The sequence below is a fragment of the Pseudomonas sp. PDM22 genome, from assembly GCF_014851965.1.
Lineage (GTDB): Bacteria > Pseudomonadota > Gammaproteobacteria > Pseudomonadales > Pseudomonadaceae > Pseudomonas.
On sequence record NZ_JACVAR010000007.1, the window covers coordinates 74,606 to 88,244 of the forward strand.

Genomic DNA, 13,639 nt, shown 5'->3' on the forward strand with positions numbered 1-13,639 from the left:
GGCGGGCCGCGCGGGGTTGACAGACCGGAATCAGGAAACCGGCAGACCTTGTGGGTCTCCCCGCGCGGTCCGCCATTGTAGCGTTGCAGGCATTGCTGCAGTCGCGCGGGGGCCTGCGAAAGCGATCACGCCACTTTCACATGCACCGGTTTGGCGCATCGCGCCTGATTTGCGGGCTGTCAAACCCGGCCACGGTATTTACCTGGCCGGGCGAGAATAAGAGCGCACCTTGTAGGCCCGCTGCGCAGACTGGCGTATGAGAACTCTGATCGCTTGGTGGCACTGAGTATTGCTACTGAGGTGCGTCCTGGCTCAGAGGGTCGAAGTGCGTAGCCTCGCCCATGTTGTCGAGCGTCCAGGCGGGGAGCTTGGGCAGCTTTAGCCACGCGGTCTGTTCCGGGCCATTGCCCAGCGTCGCCCAGGTGTTGGCCTTGGCAGTGCTGTAGTTGATGCTGATACCGCTGTTAAGCACGGGCTTGTAGCCGTTGGATTGGATGTGGTCATAGCCGATCAGGCCGAACTGCATGTTTTGCCAACGGAAGGTATAGGTGTCAGTAGTATCCCATCGACCGGAGCGGTAATAGAGGGAGACGGCCAGAGTGCCTCGATCCACCGAGACCTCGCCGAAGCTGTCTTGCGCGTAGCGGTCCAGGTGGCGTTCGATCAGGCTGTGATTTTCCGCTACCAGATCATAACCGCCCTTGGTATTGGCAAAGGCAATGACCAGCATGCGTGGATTGGTATTCAGCGGGTTGCCGCCATCGCCGTTGTTGTCGATGAAGTTGGCCGTGGTGTTCTGGTGCAGGACCAGCACAAGGTCCGACCTGTGGTCGCCATTGAGGTCGCCGCTGGCTTGTTTCTCGATCTGCCAGCCTGACGGGACGAAATCCTGTGCCGAGTTGGCGCTGCTGGGCAGTGTGGGGTAAACCGCAGGAGGGAAATCCTCTTCGGCGTTGGCCGCAGGGGGCAGCATGGTGCTGAGACTGACGACCAAAGCGATCGGCAAGGGCGAGCCTGTGGGGAAGGGGGGCAGCATGATAGTTTTGTTCCGGGTGTCAGGGGCTGGATCGTTGAGTGTGTGATGGTCAGGCTTGCTGCCGGGCGGCGCTCTGCTGCTGGAGTACGAAGTCTTTCCACTCTTCATAGGCTTGCCGGGTTGGAAAGGCGTCAATCGTGTAGGCCTGGCCGAACTGGCCGATGAGCAGGTAGCAGCAGTCTGCTTCGACATGGATCTGGCCTACCGACCTCCAGGGAGTGATGAGCGTGAAGTCTCGGTGGGCAAGGCGAATGCCATATTCGCCGAATTCGATACAGCGCAGTTTTCCGTCCCACGCGCCATGGAGGCGCCGCAGGAAGTTGTTCTGCCTGCGTCGCAGAATCAGATTGTGATCGAGCAGCATCAAGGCCAGGGCGAGGCAGAAGATCAGCCAGGCCTCGACGCCGGAGAGTGTGGTGCGGCCTCGGTCGAGGATCAGCAGGGTGTCGCTGGGGTTGAAGAAATAGACCAGGACACATCCGAGCCCTGCCGAGGTTATGCCGATCCAGGCTATTTCAGCGAGCTTGTTGCTGCGCGTGGTGATCGACCTGCTAAGCAGCCGCTGCAAGCGCAAATAGCGCTTGAAGCCGATAGGGGGGGGACTGATCAAGTGGTAGTAGACGGCACCGATGTCTTGCTCGGCAGGCTCTGGACAGTGGTTGGTCATGCAAGGGCTCATTGTGTGACGCAGGTGCCGGAAATTGTCGGCTCGGGGGCGTGCAGGAAAGGTCAATGTTGTCGGGGCCAGGCCTCGCCTCGCCCCTGTGTGGTGTGGCGTTGTGGATGAATGCCGTCGCTGTCGCAAAGCCGGGTATCGAGTGGCTCAGTTTGCTGCGTTCAACTGCACAGAATGAGCAGGGAATGCTGAGTTTTGCGTAGGAAACACCTACCACTCAGGTCTTGCTGCTCCGGTTTGACAGCCCTTCAGGACTCTGGGGCTTTTTCTTCCCGCCCGTCATCTGGCACCGAACTTTGCTTCGGCGGAGGCAGTCGGTCTCTGTCTGGGCGGCCAAGTAAAGCTCGGAAGGAAATATCCGGGACGAACGGCGTGAAAGCCCGTGCTTGAGCGAGTGAGGGGATATTTCCTACGTGCTGGCTGTCTCACTGGGCGAGGAAAAGTCTGGTCAGGGCCTGCGCCCTCGGCTTATAAAACCCCTTCGCCGCTGTAGACCCGCAGGGATGGCGGCCCCACGAGATCAAGGAACGATGATGCGACGAGTCACGATGATTCTGCTCGCTGCCGCCCTGTTGCAGGGCTGTGCGCACCAGAAGACCGGCAACCAGTGCGAAGACAACTTCAACACCGAAGGGGGCTTCATCGCCGGCAAGACCTTCACGTCCAACGTCCAGCTGGACATGCCGGTGGCCAAGGTCTTCGACCGGGCGCAGAAGACGCTGGTGAAGGAAGGCTTCACCATCCAGAACGCCGACGAGAAGAGCGGCACCATCTCCGCCTACCAGGGCGTGATCCTGAGCAGCCGCAACGCACCGTTGAACGTCGTGGTGGAAAAGTCGGGCTCCGGCTCCAAGGTAAGCTATGTCTTCGTCACCCTGGGCGGCATGTACACCACCGAAGGCGCGGTGCGTGACGGCTTCTGCCGGTTCACCGACGGGATTCGGCAGTAATCGGTAGCCTCGTGCAGGAGCGCGCCATGCGCGCGATCGCGGGCATGGCCCGCTCCCACAGGAAGCTTGGTTTGTAGGATGGGTGGAGCGCAGCGATACCCATGCTGTGGCGTGGTACGAGGCGATGGGTATCGCTGCGCTCCACGCCATCCTACGTTCGAGGTTCCCTGATATTCCTGAGCCTACGCGCGGACCAGCCTTTCCACGAGGCGGCGTGTCAGTGGGGCGACGACCAGCACCAGCGGGAAGGCGATGCTCCAGCTGGTGAGCCACGCATCCAGCCAGAGCTGGGCGAAGGCCGGGGCCAGGCCGACGGCGCGCCAGGTGGAGAGCCCGGAGACCAGCAAGGTCATCACGCAGGACAGGATCAGCGCGAACAGCAGCGGGCCATAGCGGGGGGCGATCATGCGTGGGTCTCCTGCGCGTGCTCGACCTGCGGCTGGTGCAGGTGGCCGAGGGTTTCGGCGAAGTGCTGGCCGAACAGCCGGGCGGTCTTCAGGTCGCCGGGGCAGAAGTCCGCGGCAGTCTTGTCCGCCTGGGCCATCAGCCCGGACCAGGAGCCGAGGCGGTTGGCGGCTTCCTCGGCGGGCACGCCCAGGTGCTGCTCGGGGAGGATCGGGTTGCCGGCCCAGAGCATCCCGTGCTGCATGCAGAAGGTGAACAGCGAGATCAATGTGGACTGCTTGTCGCCCGCCGGCAGCGCCGACGCGGTGAAGCCGGCGGCGAGGCGGCCGCGCAGCTTCTGCTGGCGCCACAAGGGCCCGGTGGCATCCATCAGGGCTTTCAGCGGCGCCGAGACGCCGCCCAGGTAGGTTGGCGACCCAAGAATCAGCCCGTGGTAGGCGAGCAGCGCTTGTGGCTGTTCGATCAACTCCTGCGCCTTGAGCAGGTGCACTTCGCAGCCGGGCACCTGGCGGGCGCCGCTGGCGATGGTCTGGGCGATGCGCTCGGTACGGCCGCTGGCGCTGTGGTAGACGATGGCGATGGTTTTCATGGTTTCTCCGCAGGTTGCACGCAAGGGGAGGGTCGCGCGTGGATTGACCTCGGCGACCTTTGGCGTGAACCTACAAGTTCAAGCGAACTTGAGGTCAAGAGGTGTTCCATGGATATCGCTGACGTGGCCAGGCGCTCCGGCGTGCCGGCATCGACCCTGCGGTTCTACGAGGAGAAGGGGCTGATCGTTTCGCTCGCCAAACCCGGCGCGCGCCGCCAGTTCGCGCCGCAGATTCTCGACCAGCTGGCGTTGATCACGCTCGGGCAGTCGGCGGGGTTCAGCCTGGAGGAAATCCGCTCGATGTTCGCCGGCGACGGCGGGACGAATATCGACCGACAGATGCTGGCGGCCAAGGCGGATGAGCTGGATGCCACGATCAGGCGTCTGCGCGCGATGAGCCGGGGGCTGCGGCATGCGGCGGCGTGCCCGGCTCCCAGTCATGCGGAGTGCCCGACTTTCCAGAAACTGGTCAAGGCGGCGGGGGAGAGTGCGCTGGAGGGGAAGAGGGAGCGGGGGAGGTTGAGGAAGGGGAAGGGTGCGGTCTGAGGGATTTGAGTGGGGGGAGGGTGGTATCGGCTGGCAGGATGCTTTGCAATTGCGAGCGGATGCCCGGTTCATGCTCGCGAACCCAGCCAACCGCCGGCCCTGCCGGCGGATCGCGGGCATGGCCCGCTCCTACAAATTCGTAGGGCGAATAACCCGGAACGGCTTATCCGCCGGCTTGGCGGATAACGCCGTAGGCGTTATGCGCCCTACAGGGAGACGCCCAGCGCGGCGGATAGCCACTCGCAGAAGCCCATCGCCTGGGCATTGCGCTCGCTCTGCTGGTGTACCAGCAGCGACCAGTTCGGCCCGCGCACGGTCTGCTCGCTGAGCGGGGCCAGCAGGCCATTGCTACGGGCATCGCCGGCCAGCAGCCGGCTCACCAGGGCAACGCCCAGCCCCTGACTGGCGGCATCCAGCAGCAGGCCGGGATCGGAGAAGTTCAGGCCCTCGCTGCGCTGGCCGACGTCGGCGCCACCTTGCAGCTGCCAGTGCGCCCAGTCCATTTCCCGTTCGCCGTGCAGGGTGGTGCGCGCCGGTTCCGGCTGCGCCAGCAATGAGGGATGGCAGGCCGGGTAGAGGCGATCCTCCAGCAGCACGCGGAAGCGGCACTCGGCCTGGGCGGTGAGGTCGTCGCGCACGGCGATATCGATGGTCTGGGTGGCCATGTCCGGGGTTTCGTCGGTGGTCAGCAGCCAGAGGTCGATCTGCGGGTGGCGCGCGTGGAAGTCGCCCAGGCGCGGCACCAGCCAGTGGCGGGCGAAGGCCGGGGTGGTGTTGACCACCAGTTGGTTGGGCTTGCGGTACTGGTCCAGGCGCCGGATGCCTACGGCCAGTTGCTGGAGCATGGATTGCGTGGTGCTGAGCAGGTCGGCGCCAGCGTCGGTCAGCGCTACCTTGCGCCCGGAACGATAGAACAGTGGCTGTTCGACGAAGCTTTCCAGGCTGCGGATCTGCTGGCTGATAGCCGACTGGGTGAGGTGCAGTTCCTCGGCAGCCTTGTGGAAGCTGCCCAGGCGCGCAGCGGCTTCGAAACCACGCAGGGCATTCAGGGGTGGCCAGTGTTTGAGCATGATCGATAAGCCTGTCTAATCAGATTTGCGCAAAATCTATCGTTTGTTCTGACATTTTTACAGGCCTAGCATGGTTGTCAGGCGCCGCTGAACCTTTTCCTTCCGATAAAAATTACTTACCAAAGGCTTGAGTATGCATCGCAACGACGACATGCAGAACGGCTGGCGCATGCCTGCCGAATGGGTCAACCACGCGGCCACCTGGATGGCATTCCCGCATAACCGTCCGCTCTGGGAGGGCGGCTGGCACGTGACCCTGGAGCAGGTGCAGGAAGACTTTGCCCGCGTCGCCAACGCCATCGCCCGCTTCGAGCCGGTGAAACTGGTGGTGGACCCGTCCGCCATGGCCCGCGCCGCCGAGCTGTGCGGGGCCAACGTCGAACTGGTGCCGCTGCCCATCGACGACAGCTGGTGCCGTGATTCCGGGCCGACCTTCGTCTGCCATCCGCAGCACGGCGTGGCCGGCGTGAGCTGGCGTTTCAACGCCTGGGGCGGCAAGTCCGAGCACACCCTGGACGAAGGCCTGGGCCGGCGCATCCTCAACAACCTCGGGTTCGATTGCTTTGGCACACCGCTGTCCAACGAGGGCGGCGCGATTCACGTAGATGGCGAGGGCACGCTGATCACCACCGAATCAGTGCTGCTCAACCCCAACCGCAATCCCGGCGTCAGCAAGCGTGAGATGGAAGAAATCTTCGGCCGCCTGCTGGGCGTGACCAAAACCATCTGGCTGCCGGGCGACCCGCAGTACGTCACTGGCGACATGACCGACGGCCACGTCGATGGCGTCTGCGCCTTCGCCCGCCCCGGCGTGCTGCTGGTGGATGCGACCCACGACGCCTCCAGCACCTACGCCGAGGTGGCGCGGGAGAACCGTCGCGCACTGGAGCTGGCCACCGATGCCCAGGGCCGTTCCTTCGAGCTGATCGAACTGTTCGAAGCCAGCGCAGCGGTGGACCCGGAAGCGGAAGTCTTCTGCGCGTCCTACACCAACTTCTACCTGGCCAATGGCGCGGTGATCATGCCGGCCTATGGCATCGCCGCCGACGACGAAGCCGCCGCCGTGCTGGCCCGCGCCTTCCCCGGCCGCGAAGTGGTGCCGGTGCGCATCAACAACCTGGCCCATGGCGGTGGCGGCGTGCACTGCATCACCCAGCAGCAGCCGGCCTGGCCGCTGGGAGGCCTGTGATGGGCAAGCTGACTGTCGCTGTCCTGCAGTTTTCCTGCAGCTGGGACCTGCCGCGCAACCTCGCCGAAGCCGAGCGCCACGTGCGCGCGGCTGCAGCGGCGGGGGCGAAGCTGATCCTCCTGCCCGAGCTGTTCGCCACGCCGTACTTCTGCATCGAGCAGGACCACGCCCACCTCGCCCTGGCCCAGCCGTATGAGGACAGCCCGCTGCTACAGCGCTTCGCCAACCTGGCGGCGGAGCTCAACGTGGTGCTGCCGATCAGTTGGTTCGAGCGGGCCGGCAACGCCTACTTCAACTCGCTGACGGTGGCCGATGCCGACGGCCGCCTGCTCGGGGTGTACCGCAAGACGCATATCCCCAACGCCATCGGCTACCAGGAGAAGGAATACTTCAGCCCCGGCGACACTGGCTTCCGCGTCTGGGACACCGCTGTCGGCCGCCTCGGCGTGGGCATCTGCTGGGACCAGTGGTTCCCCGAGACCGCCCGCTGCCTGGCGCTGCAGGGCGCGGAGATGCTGCTGTTCCCCACCGCCATCGGCTCCGAGCCAGGCGCCGAGCAGCTGGATTCCCGCGATCACTGGCAGACCGCTCAGCGCGGCCACGCCGCCGCCAACCTGCTGCCGGTACTGGCGGCCAACCGCATCGGCGAGGAGGTAGCGCCCAGCGATGACGCGCTGCGCATGCGCTTCTACGGCTCGTCCTTCATCACCGACCACAAGGGCGCGCTGCTGGCCGAGGCCGGGCGCAACGAGGCCGCCGTGCTGGTACGCGAGCTGGACCTCGGCCTGGCCCGCGAGGAGCGCCTGACCTGGGGCGTGTACCGCGACCGCCGCCCGGAAATGTACGGCCCGCTGCTCGGCCTCGACGGCCGCCACCTGCACCCGCGCTGGCAAGGAGTCTGACCATGAACAAGCACCTGCTGATTGGCGCGCTGGGGCTATCCCTGGCATGCACCCTGCAACCGGCCGCAGCCGAAGAGAAGGTCCTGCGCCTGTTCAACTGGGCGGATTACTTCGCCCCCGACACGCTGGCGAACTTCACCCAGGAAACCGGCATCCGCGTCATCTACGACGTGATGGACAGCAGCGAGACGCTGGAGGCCAAGATGATGGCCGGGCACAGCGGCTACGACCTGATCTTCCCCGGCGATACCGTGGCCGAGCGCCTGATGCGCGCCGGCGCCTTGCAGAAGCTCGACGAGAGCAAGCTGGAGCACCTTGGCGATATCGAGCCGGGCCTGCAGAGCCTGCAGACCAAGTACCCGTACTCGCGGCATGCCGTAGTGCCCTACACCTGGGGCAGCATCGGCCTGACCTACAACCAGGCGAAGATCGAGCAGCGCATGCCCGGCGCACCGGTGAACAGCCTCGACCTGATGTTCAAGCCGGAGCTTGCCAAGCACTTCGCCGACTGCGGCATCTCGATGATCGACTCGCCGGATGAGGTGCTCGCCGTGGTGCTCAACTACCTCGGCCGCGACCCGCGCAGCGGCAAGCCGCAGGACCTGAGCGATGCGCTGGCGGTACTCAATGGCATCCGCCCGTACATCCGCAAGTTCCAGTCGCAGCCGGTGACCCAGCTGGTGAATGGCGACCTGTGCCTGTCGCTGGGCTACAGCGGCGACGTGATCCAGTCGCAACGCGCCGCCATTGATGCGAAGAAGCCCGAACGCTTCGAGTACCGCGTACCGCGCGAAGGCACTTCGGTGTGGATGGACACCATGGCCATCCCGGCCGACGCGCCGCACCCCGAGTACGCCTACGCGCTGATCAACTACCTGATGCGCCCGGACGTGATGGCGGCGATCAGCAACGCCACCGGCTACCCGACGTCCAACGCCAAGGCGCGGCCGATGGTCGAGGCGAGCCTGCGCGACAACCCGGACATCTATCTTGATGAGAAGGCCTACGCGCGACTGTTCCCCGGCAAGGACATCCCGCAGCGCGACATGCGTTCGCGGATGCGCACCTGGACCAGTTTCAAGACCGGCACCGGTGGTTGAGGAGGCGAAGATGATGACACGCAGGAACCTGCTCGGCGCCGGCATGACGCTGGCGACGGGCCTCGGGCTTGGCCTGGGCCGCGTCGCCCTGGCGGCGAAGCCCTGGTACATGCCCGACGAGCACCGCAAGCAGGAGCGGGTGTTCGTTGCTTACGCGGCGAGCCCTGACGTCTGGGAAGACATCGCTCCGGACGTCAATGCCACGGTGGCGCGGCTGGCCCGCGCCATCGCCGAGTTCCAGCCGGTGACGGTGCTCTGCCGGCCGGAGCAGCAGGCCGAGGCCAAGCGCGCGTGCGCTGGCCAGAACATCGACTTCCTGCCGGTGCCGGTGGATGACATCTGGGTGCGCGACTACGGCGGCTGCTTCCTGGTCAATGATGCGCCGGGCGGCCTGGCGCTGGCCGACTTCAATTTCAACGGCTGGGGCGGCAAGCAGCACGCCGAGCGCGACCGTGAAGTGTCGGCAGCGCTGGCCGAGGACGTGGAGGCCAAAGCCCTCGTCAGCGAACTGTGCGGGGAGGGCGGCGGCATCGAGGTGGACGGCCACGGCACGGCTATCTTCACCGAGAGCTGCTGGCTCAACGACAACCGCAACCCGGGCTGGACGCGTCCGCGTATCGAAGCGGAGCTCAAGCGCATGCTGGGGCTGCGGAAGGTGATCTGGTTGCCGGGCATTCGCGGCAAGGACATCACCGATGCGCACGTGGACTTCTATGCGCGCTTCGTCGAGCCGGGCGTGGTGGTGGTCAACCTGGACAACGACAAGCGTTCCTACGACTACCAGGTCACCCGCCGGCACCTGGAGATCCTGAAGAACGCCACCGACGCCGATGGTCGCAAGCTTGAACTGCACGGCCTGCCACCGCCGATGAACCCCAAGCCGAACGCCTACAACCGCGACAACCCGGACTTCGCTGCCGGCTACATCAACTACCTGCCGGTGAATGGCGGGGTGATCGCGCCGAAGTTCGGTGATGCGGCGGCGGACGAGCATTGCCATGCCTTGCTCCGCGAGCTGTACCCGGACCGCGAGATCGTGCAGCTGAACATCGACCCGATTGCTGCCGGGGGCGGTGGCATCCACTGCGTGACGTTGCAGATGCCGGCAGTGTGAATCAGCCGCCGGCCCAGGGACGCGCACCGGTTTCCTGGCGGGATTGCTCCGCCTGCCGGGCGTCGACTCCGGGCGCGGCGTTGCCCCAGGTATTGCGGATGTAGGTCAGCACGGCAGCGACCTGATCGTCGGCCAGTCGCCAGTCGAACGCCGGCATCCCCGCTCCGGTGGGGTTGCCAGCGGTGCGCGGGCCATCGCTGCCGTTGAGCAGCATGCGCAGCAGCGAAGCCGGATCGCGCGCGTTGACCACCGGGTTGCCGGCGAGCGTGGGGATCATCTGCCGCACACCGGAACCGTCGCTGACGTGGCAGGCGCTGCACTGGCTGTCGTAGATCCGCTTGCCCGAAACCATGGCGGGTGCAACGGAGGACAACTGCTCGGCCCGTGGCTTGACGCTGGCGGGGAGGGTCTTGAGGTATTCGGCGATGGCGGCGAGGTCTTCCTCGGTCAGGTATTGGGTCGAATTCTCGATGGCCTCGGTCATCGGGCCGGAGGCCACGCTGAGCCGGTTGGTGCCGGTCTTCAGGTACAGGACGATGTCATCGGTGGTCCAGTGGCCAAGCCCGGTATGCAGGTTGCCTGTCAGGTCCGGGGCGTGCCAGCCGGCGAGTACGGCGCCTTGCAGGGAGTCCTCGCTGTCGCCGCCGAGGAAGTTCACCGCGGTGTGGCAGACCGTGCAGTGGCCGGGGCCGTTGACCAGGTAGTCACCGCGATTGAACGCGTCGCTCCGGCGCGGATCGGGCTCGAAGGGCGTCGCGCGGAAGAACAGCAGGTTCCAGCCGGCGAGCAGCCAGCGCTGGTCGAAGGGGAACGGCAGCTGGTTCTCGACCACTGCGTTGCTGACCGGCGGCAAGGTCCTGATGTACTGCCACAGGTCCGCCAGGTCCTGGTCGGTCAGGCGGCCATACGCGGTGTAGGGCATCGCCGGGTAGAGATAGCCGTGGCTGCCTTTGCCGTGGCGGACCGCGCGGTCGAACTGCTCCTGGGTCCAGCCGCCGATGCCGGTCTGCGGGTCGGAGGTGATGTTGGAGGACAGCAGTGGGCCGAAGGGAGTTTCCAGACGATAGCCGCCAGCGAAGGGTTGGCCGCCCGGTGCGCTGTGGCAGGCGACGCAGTCCGCCAGATCGGCGATGTAGCGGCCGCGCTCCAGCTGTGTTTTCAGGGCGGAGGCGGCGAGGCTTCCGCGGGTCTGCGGGTAGCGTTGCTGCAGGTCGTAGGCCACTGCGCCGGCATAGCCCAGCCCGACGAGCAGTGCAGTCACCGCGAGGATGGACAGCGCACGTTTCGTGGTTGTTTTCATGGGATGTCCCTCAGCTCACCAGTGGGCGGGGTTGCCGCAGGTAGTCGCCGACGATGGCCCTGGCGGTCCACAAGGCCAGGGCGCACAGGGTGCCGGTGGGGTTGTAGCCGGCGTTGTTGGGGAACGACGAAGCACCCAGGACGAACAGGTTGTGGGCGTCCCAGTGCTGCTGGAACGGGTTGAGCACCGAGGTGCCGGGGTCGCTTCCCATCACCGCTCCACCGATGGTGTGTGAGCTGTCGTAGGCGCGGAAAGGTGAATTGTGCTGGGCGGGGAAGGCGACGGTTTCCCAGCTGCGGGCACCGAGTTCGCGGCAGATGTCCTCGATCTTCAGGCGGATGAACTCGGCCATGCGCCGGTCGTTCTCGTTGTAGTCGAAGGTCATGCGCAGCAGCGGTAGGCCATTGGCGTCGCGGTAGGTCGGGTCCAGCGAGAGGTAGCTGTCGGCGTGGGAGTAGGACGTACCCTGGCCCTGGATCTTCGCGTAGTTCTGGTAGCTGTGACGGAAGGCTTTCTTCCACTCGCTGCCCCATTGCCGTGTGCCGGGAGGGATACGGTCGGCCATGCCGATCGGCGTGCCCTGGTCGGACAGTGCCTGGATGCCGGCGCCGCCGATGAAGCCCAGGCCCGTGTGGTCGAAGTTGTCGCCGTTGAAATCATCGATCTGGGTGGACAGCGCGCCGGTGGAGATGAAGGGGTTCATGTACTCATTGTCGAAGTACAGGAACCCGTACGACATGGTCTGGTAGCTGTAGGCACGGCCCAGGGTGCCGCTGCGATTCGCCGGGTCGTAGGGCTGGCCGATCCCGGAGAGCAACAGCAAGCGCACGTTGTCCAGCTGGTAGGCGGCGATCACCACGATATCGGCCGGCTGGAAGCCGACGCCGCCCGCCGAGTCGAGGAAGGTGACGCCGGAAACGCGGTGGTCAGCCCGGAGCTTTTCCACCCTGAGCACCGTGCATTCGGTGAGCAGGGTGAAGTTGTGGCGGTCCATCAGCGCCGGTATCACGCAGGCGTTCGGAGAGGACTTGGACCAGTTGCCGCAGCCGTAGAAGCCGCAGTAGCCGCAGTAGGTGCAGGGCGCGAGGTTGATCCCCAGCGGGTTGGTGTACGGCGCTCCGAGGGTGCCGGCGGGGATGGGGAAGGGGTGGTAGCCCATGCGCTGGGTGGCCGTGTGGAACAGTTCGTTCCAGTGCGAGCGCTCCAGTGGCGGGGTCGGGTATTCGCTGCTGCGCGAGCCTTCGAACGGGTTGCCGCCGGCAACGGCGTGCCCGTCCAGCACGCCGGCCTTGCCGGAAATGCCGGCGATCTTCTCGAAGCGGTCGTAATGCGGCTCCAGGTCGTCGTAGCTGACGCCCCAGTCCTGCAGGATCAGGCCATCGGCCAGGGGCATGCCGGCGTAGCGCTCGCGCACCCGCGTGGCCATCTGGAAGTCTGCCGGCGAGAAGCGCCAGGTGTTGGCCGCCCAGTGCTTGCCGGCGCCACCGACGCTGTTGCCCATTTGCCAGCTGTTCCAGTCGCGCCCCGGCAGGGCGGTCTCCGAGGGTGCATTGCGGAAGGTCAGGGTTTCCACGCCTGGCGGCCGCAGCGCCTCGCGGCGCACGCCGTAGCGCAGTTCGTCCGCTGCGATGTTCGGCGGGTAGTTGCGATGGGCCTGCTCCCAGGCCCCGCGGTCGATGGCGACCACATTCAGCCCGGCGCGGGTCAGCTCCTCGGCCATGAGTGAACCGGACCAGCCCAATCCGACGATGACCACATCGGCCTTTTCACGGGTGTAATGCATGACGGTGGCTCCTTTCGCGGAACGCGGACTCAGATGCGCCCGATGAGGCTGACGGGCTGGATATCCAGTGGCTGCCCCTTCAGGGCTGCGACGTCGCGGTAGTCGTAGCGGGCGCCGGGAAAACCGATCATCTTCCAGCCCGCCATGTCGCGATTGCCGCCGTACACGGGGTCGGCGAGGAAACCTTCGCGGACGTTGGCCAGCAGCAGGGCGAAGAAGGTGTCGGAGGGCTGCAGCGAGAAGGCGACGCGCCCGGCTTCCAGGTCTTCCAGGTAGCGGTCCTGGTCATCGGTGGAGAGTTGCGAGAAGGACTTCTCGAAGCGGGCCCGGCAGTCCTTCTCGACTTCAGCCAGCCCGGTCCGGTAGCGGTCGGCCGGCGTCAGCGGACCCTGCTCGCCCTGTTGCGCGCTTCCCGGCAGAAAGGGGGATGACGAGTAGCGCGCCGTCCCCTTGCCATAGTCGCCGGCCAGTTGGTGGTCGATGAAGGTGACGCAGCCCGCTTCGGAGGCGCTGATGGACAGCTCGTCGGCGGGGATCAGCCGGTCGAAGATGGCCTTGATCTGGGCAGCCTCGTGCTCGTTGAAGAACACCCGCAGACGCGGGTCGACCGGCAAGGGCGGCGCGGTATCGGCGGCGGTCCAGCGCCGGCTGCCTGTGAGGATCTGGCTGGCGGCGCCGGCGGGGCGCAGCAGGGTGGCGAGCGTAGCGCTGCCAATCAGGATGAGTCCGGACTTCAGTGTATGTCGACGATTCATGAAGTATTTCTCCAGTACGCATCGGCCGTGGTGATCGAACAGGCGGACGGCCAGGGGTTCATGGCCGGGGCTCGAGGACCGATGTCGTTGAAATGCAGGAGCGTGCCGTGGATGCAGCCGCAGCGAATGAACGCAGCGAACGCCTGGAGCAGCGTCGCGCTGGGGCAGTGGCGGGGGAAGTGGGGCGGACTGAAGTTGTGAAGTTGTTGGTTGATATGAAAGGC

At 65.6% G+C, this 13,639-nt stretch carries 15 protein-coding genes; 7 read left to right on the forward strand and 8 right to left on the reverse strand.

Features of this window, described 5'->3' with window-relative positions; translation table 11 throughout:
* Positions 1-292: 292 nt before the first annotated feature.
* Together IB255_RS23685 and IB255_RS23690 are read right to left on the reverse strand one after the other, a co-directional pair.
* Positions 293-1,036 (reverse strand): hypothetical protein, encoded by a 744-nt coding sequence (locus IB255_RS23685; protein WP_081520565.1) that lies wholly within the window; start codon positions 1,034-1,036, stop codon positions 293-295.
* Between the two features lie 49 nt (positions 1,037-1,085).
* Complete coding sequence (locus IB255_RS23690; protein WP_081520564.1) at positions 1,086-1,703, reverse strand: hypothetical protein; 618 nt, start codon at positions 1,701-1,703, stop codon at positions 1,086-1,088.
* 542 nt (positions 1,704-2,245) lie between these two features.
* Here IB255_RS23690 and IB255_RS23695 point away from each other — a divergent pair.
* On the forward strand, positions 2,246-2,662 hold the full coding sequence (locus IB255_RS23695) for a hypothetical protein (protein ID WP_184596142.1): 417 nt from the start codon (positions 2,246-2,248) through the stop codon (positions 2,660-2,662).
* 182 nt (positions 2,663-2,844) lie between these two features.
* On the opposite strand, the gene IB255_RS23700 is transcribed toward IB255_RS23695, so the two are convergent.
* Entirely contained in the window at positions 2,845-3,069 is a 225-nt protein-coding gene (locus IB255_RS23700) for a DUF2798 domain-containing protein (RefSeq protein ID WP_081520562.1), read from the reverse strand.
* Positions 3,066-3,656 carry a flavodoxin family protein gene (locus tag IB255_RS23705; RefSeq protein WP_081520561.1) on the reverse strand — a complete coding sequence of 197 codons (591 nt, stop codon included), beginning with the start codon at positions 3,654-3,656 and terminating at the stop codon, positions 3,066-3,068. Before IB255_RS23705 ends, IB255_RS23700 begins: the two co-directional genes overlap by 4 nt.
* A gap of 108 nt (positions 3,657-3,764) precedes the next feature.
* Here IB255_RS23705 and IB255_RS23710 point away from each other — a divergent pair, with 108 nt between their 5' ends.
* Positions 3,765-4,202, forward strand: coding sequence for a helix-turn-helix domain-containing protein (locus tag IB255_RS23710; RefSeq protein ID WP_081520560.1), 438 nt, complete (start codon positions 3,765-3,767; stop codon positions 4,200-4,202).
* A gap of 206 nt (positions 4,203-4,408) precedes the next feature.
* Here the strand turns inward: IB255_RS23710 and IB255_RS23715 are convergent, their stop codons facing one another.
* Positions 4,409-5,272 (reverse strand): LysR substrate-binding domain-containing protein, encoded by an 864-nt coding sequence (locus IB255_RS23715; RefSeq protein WP_081520559.1) that lies wholly within the window; start codon positions 5,270-5,272, stop codon positions 4,409-4,411.
* Between the two features lie 133 nt (positions 5,273-5,405).
* Between IB255_RS23715 and IB255_RS23720 the strand changes: the two genes are divergently transcribed.
* From IB255_RS23720 to IB255_RS23735, 4 genes are read left to right on the forward strand one after another with little or no spacing between them, the layout of a single operon-like run.
* On the forward strand, positions 5,406-6,461 hold the full coding sequence (locus tag IB255_RS23720; protein ID WP_081520558.1) for an agmatine/peptidylarginine deiminase: 1,056 nt from the start codon (positions 5,406-5,408) through the stop codon (positions 6,459-6,461).
* Positions 6,461-7,363, forward strand: a complete 903-nt coding sequence (aguB, locus tag IB255_RS23725) for an N-carbamoylputrescine amidase (protein ID WP_081520557.1) — start codon at positions 6,461-6,463, stop codon at positions 7,361-7,363. The genes IB255_RS23720 and aguB overlap by 1 nt, the downstream gene beginning before the upstream one ends.
* A 2-nt stretch (positions 7,364-7,365) precedes the next feature.
* Positions 7,366-8,463 carry an extracellular solute-binding protein gene (locus tag IB255_RS23730; protein ID WP_081520556.1) on the forward strand — a complete coding sequence of 366 codons (1,098 nt, stop codon included), beginning with the start codon at positions 7,366-7,368 and terminating at the stop codon, positions 8,461-8,463.
* 10 nt (positions 8,464-8,473) lie between these two features.
* A complete protein-coding gene (locus IB255_RS23735; RefSeq protein WP_081520555.1) occupies positions 8,474-9,577 on the forward strand; it encodes an agmatine/peptidylarginine deiminase in 1,104 nt (367 codons plus the stop codon).
* 1 nt (position 9,578) lies between these two features.
* Here the strand turns inward: IB255_RS23735 and IB255_RS23740 are convergent, their stop codons facing one another.
* From IB255_RS23740 to IB255_RS23750, 3 genes are read right to left on the reverse strand one after another with little or no spacing between them, the layout of a single operon-like run.
* On the reverse strand, positions 9,579-10,877 hold the full coding sequence (locus IB255_RS23740; protein WP_081520554.1) for a cytochrome c: 1,299 nt from the start codon (positions 10,875-10,877) through the stop codon (positions 9,579-9,581).
* 10 nt (positions 10,878-10,887) lie between these two features.
* Positions 10,888-12,660 carry a GMC family oxidoreductase gene (locus IB255_RS23745; protein ID WP_081520553.1) on the reverse strand — a complete coding sequence of 591 codons (1,773 nt, stop codon included), beginning with the start codon at positions 12,658-12,660 and terminating at the stop codon, positions 10,888-10,890.
* 29 nt (positions 12,661-12,689) lie between these two features.
* Complete coding sequence (locus IB255_RS23750) at positions 12,690-13,415, reverse strand: gluconate 2-dehydrogenase subunit 3 family protein (protein WP_081520552.1); 726 nt, start codon at positions 13,413-13,415, stop codon at positions 12,690-12,692.
* Here IB255_RS23750 and IB255_RS23755 point away from each other — a divergent pair.
* Complete coding sequence (locus tag IB255_RS23755; protein ID WP_139791689.1) at positions 13,401-13,616, forward strand: hypothetical protein; 216 nt, start codon at positions 13,401-13,403, stop codon at positions 13,614-13,616. The genes IB255_RS23750 and IB255_RS23755 overlap by 15 nt on opposite strands.
* Positions 13,617-13,639 lie beyond the last annotated feature (23 nt).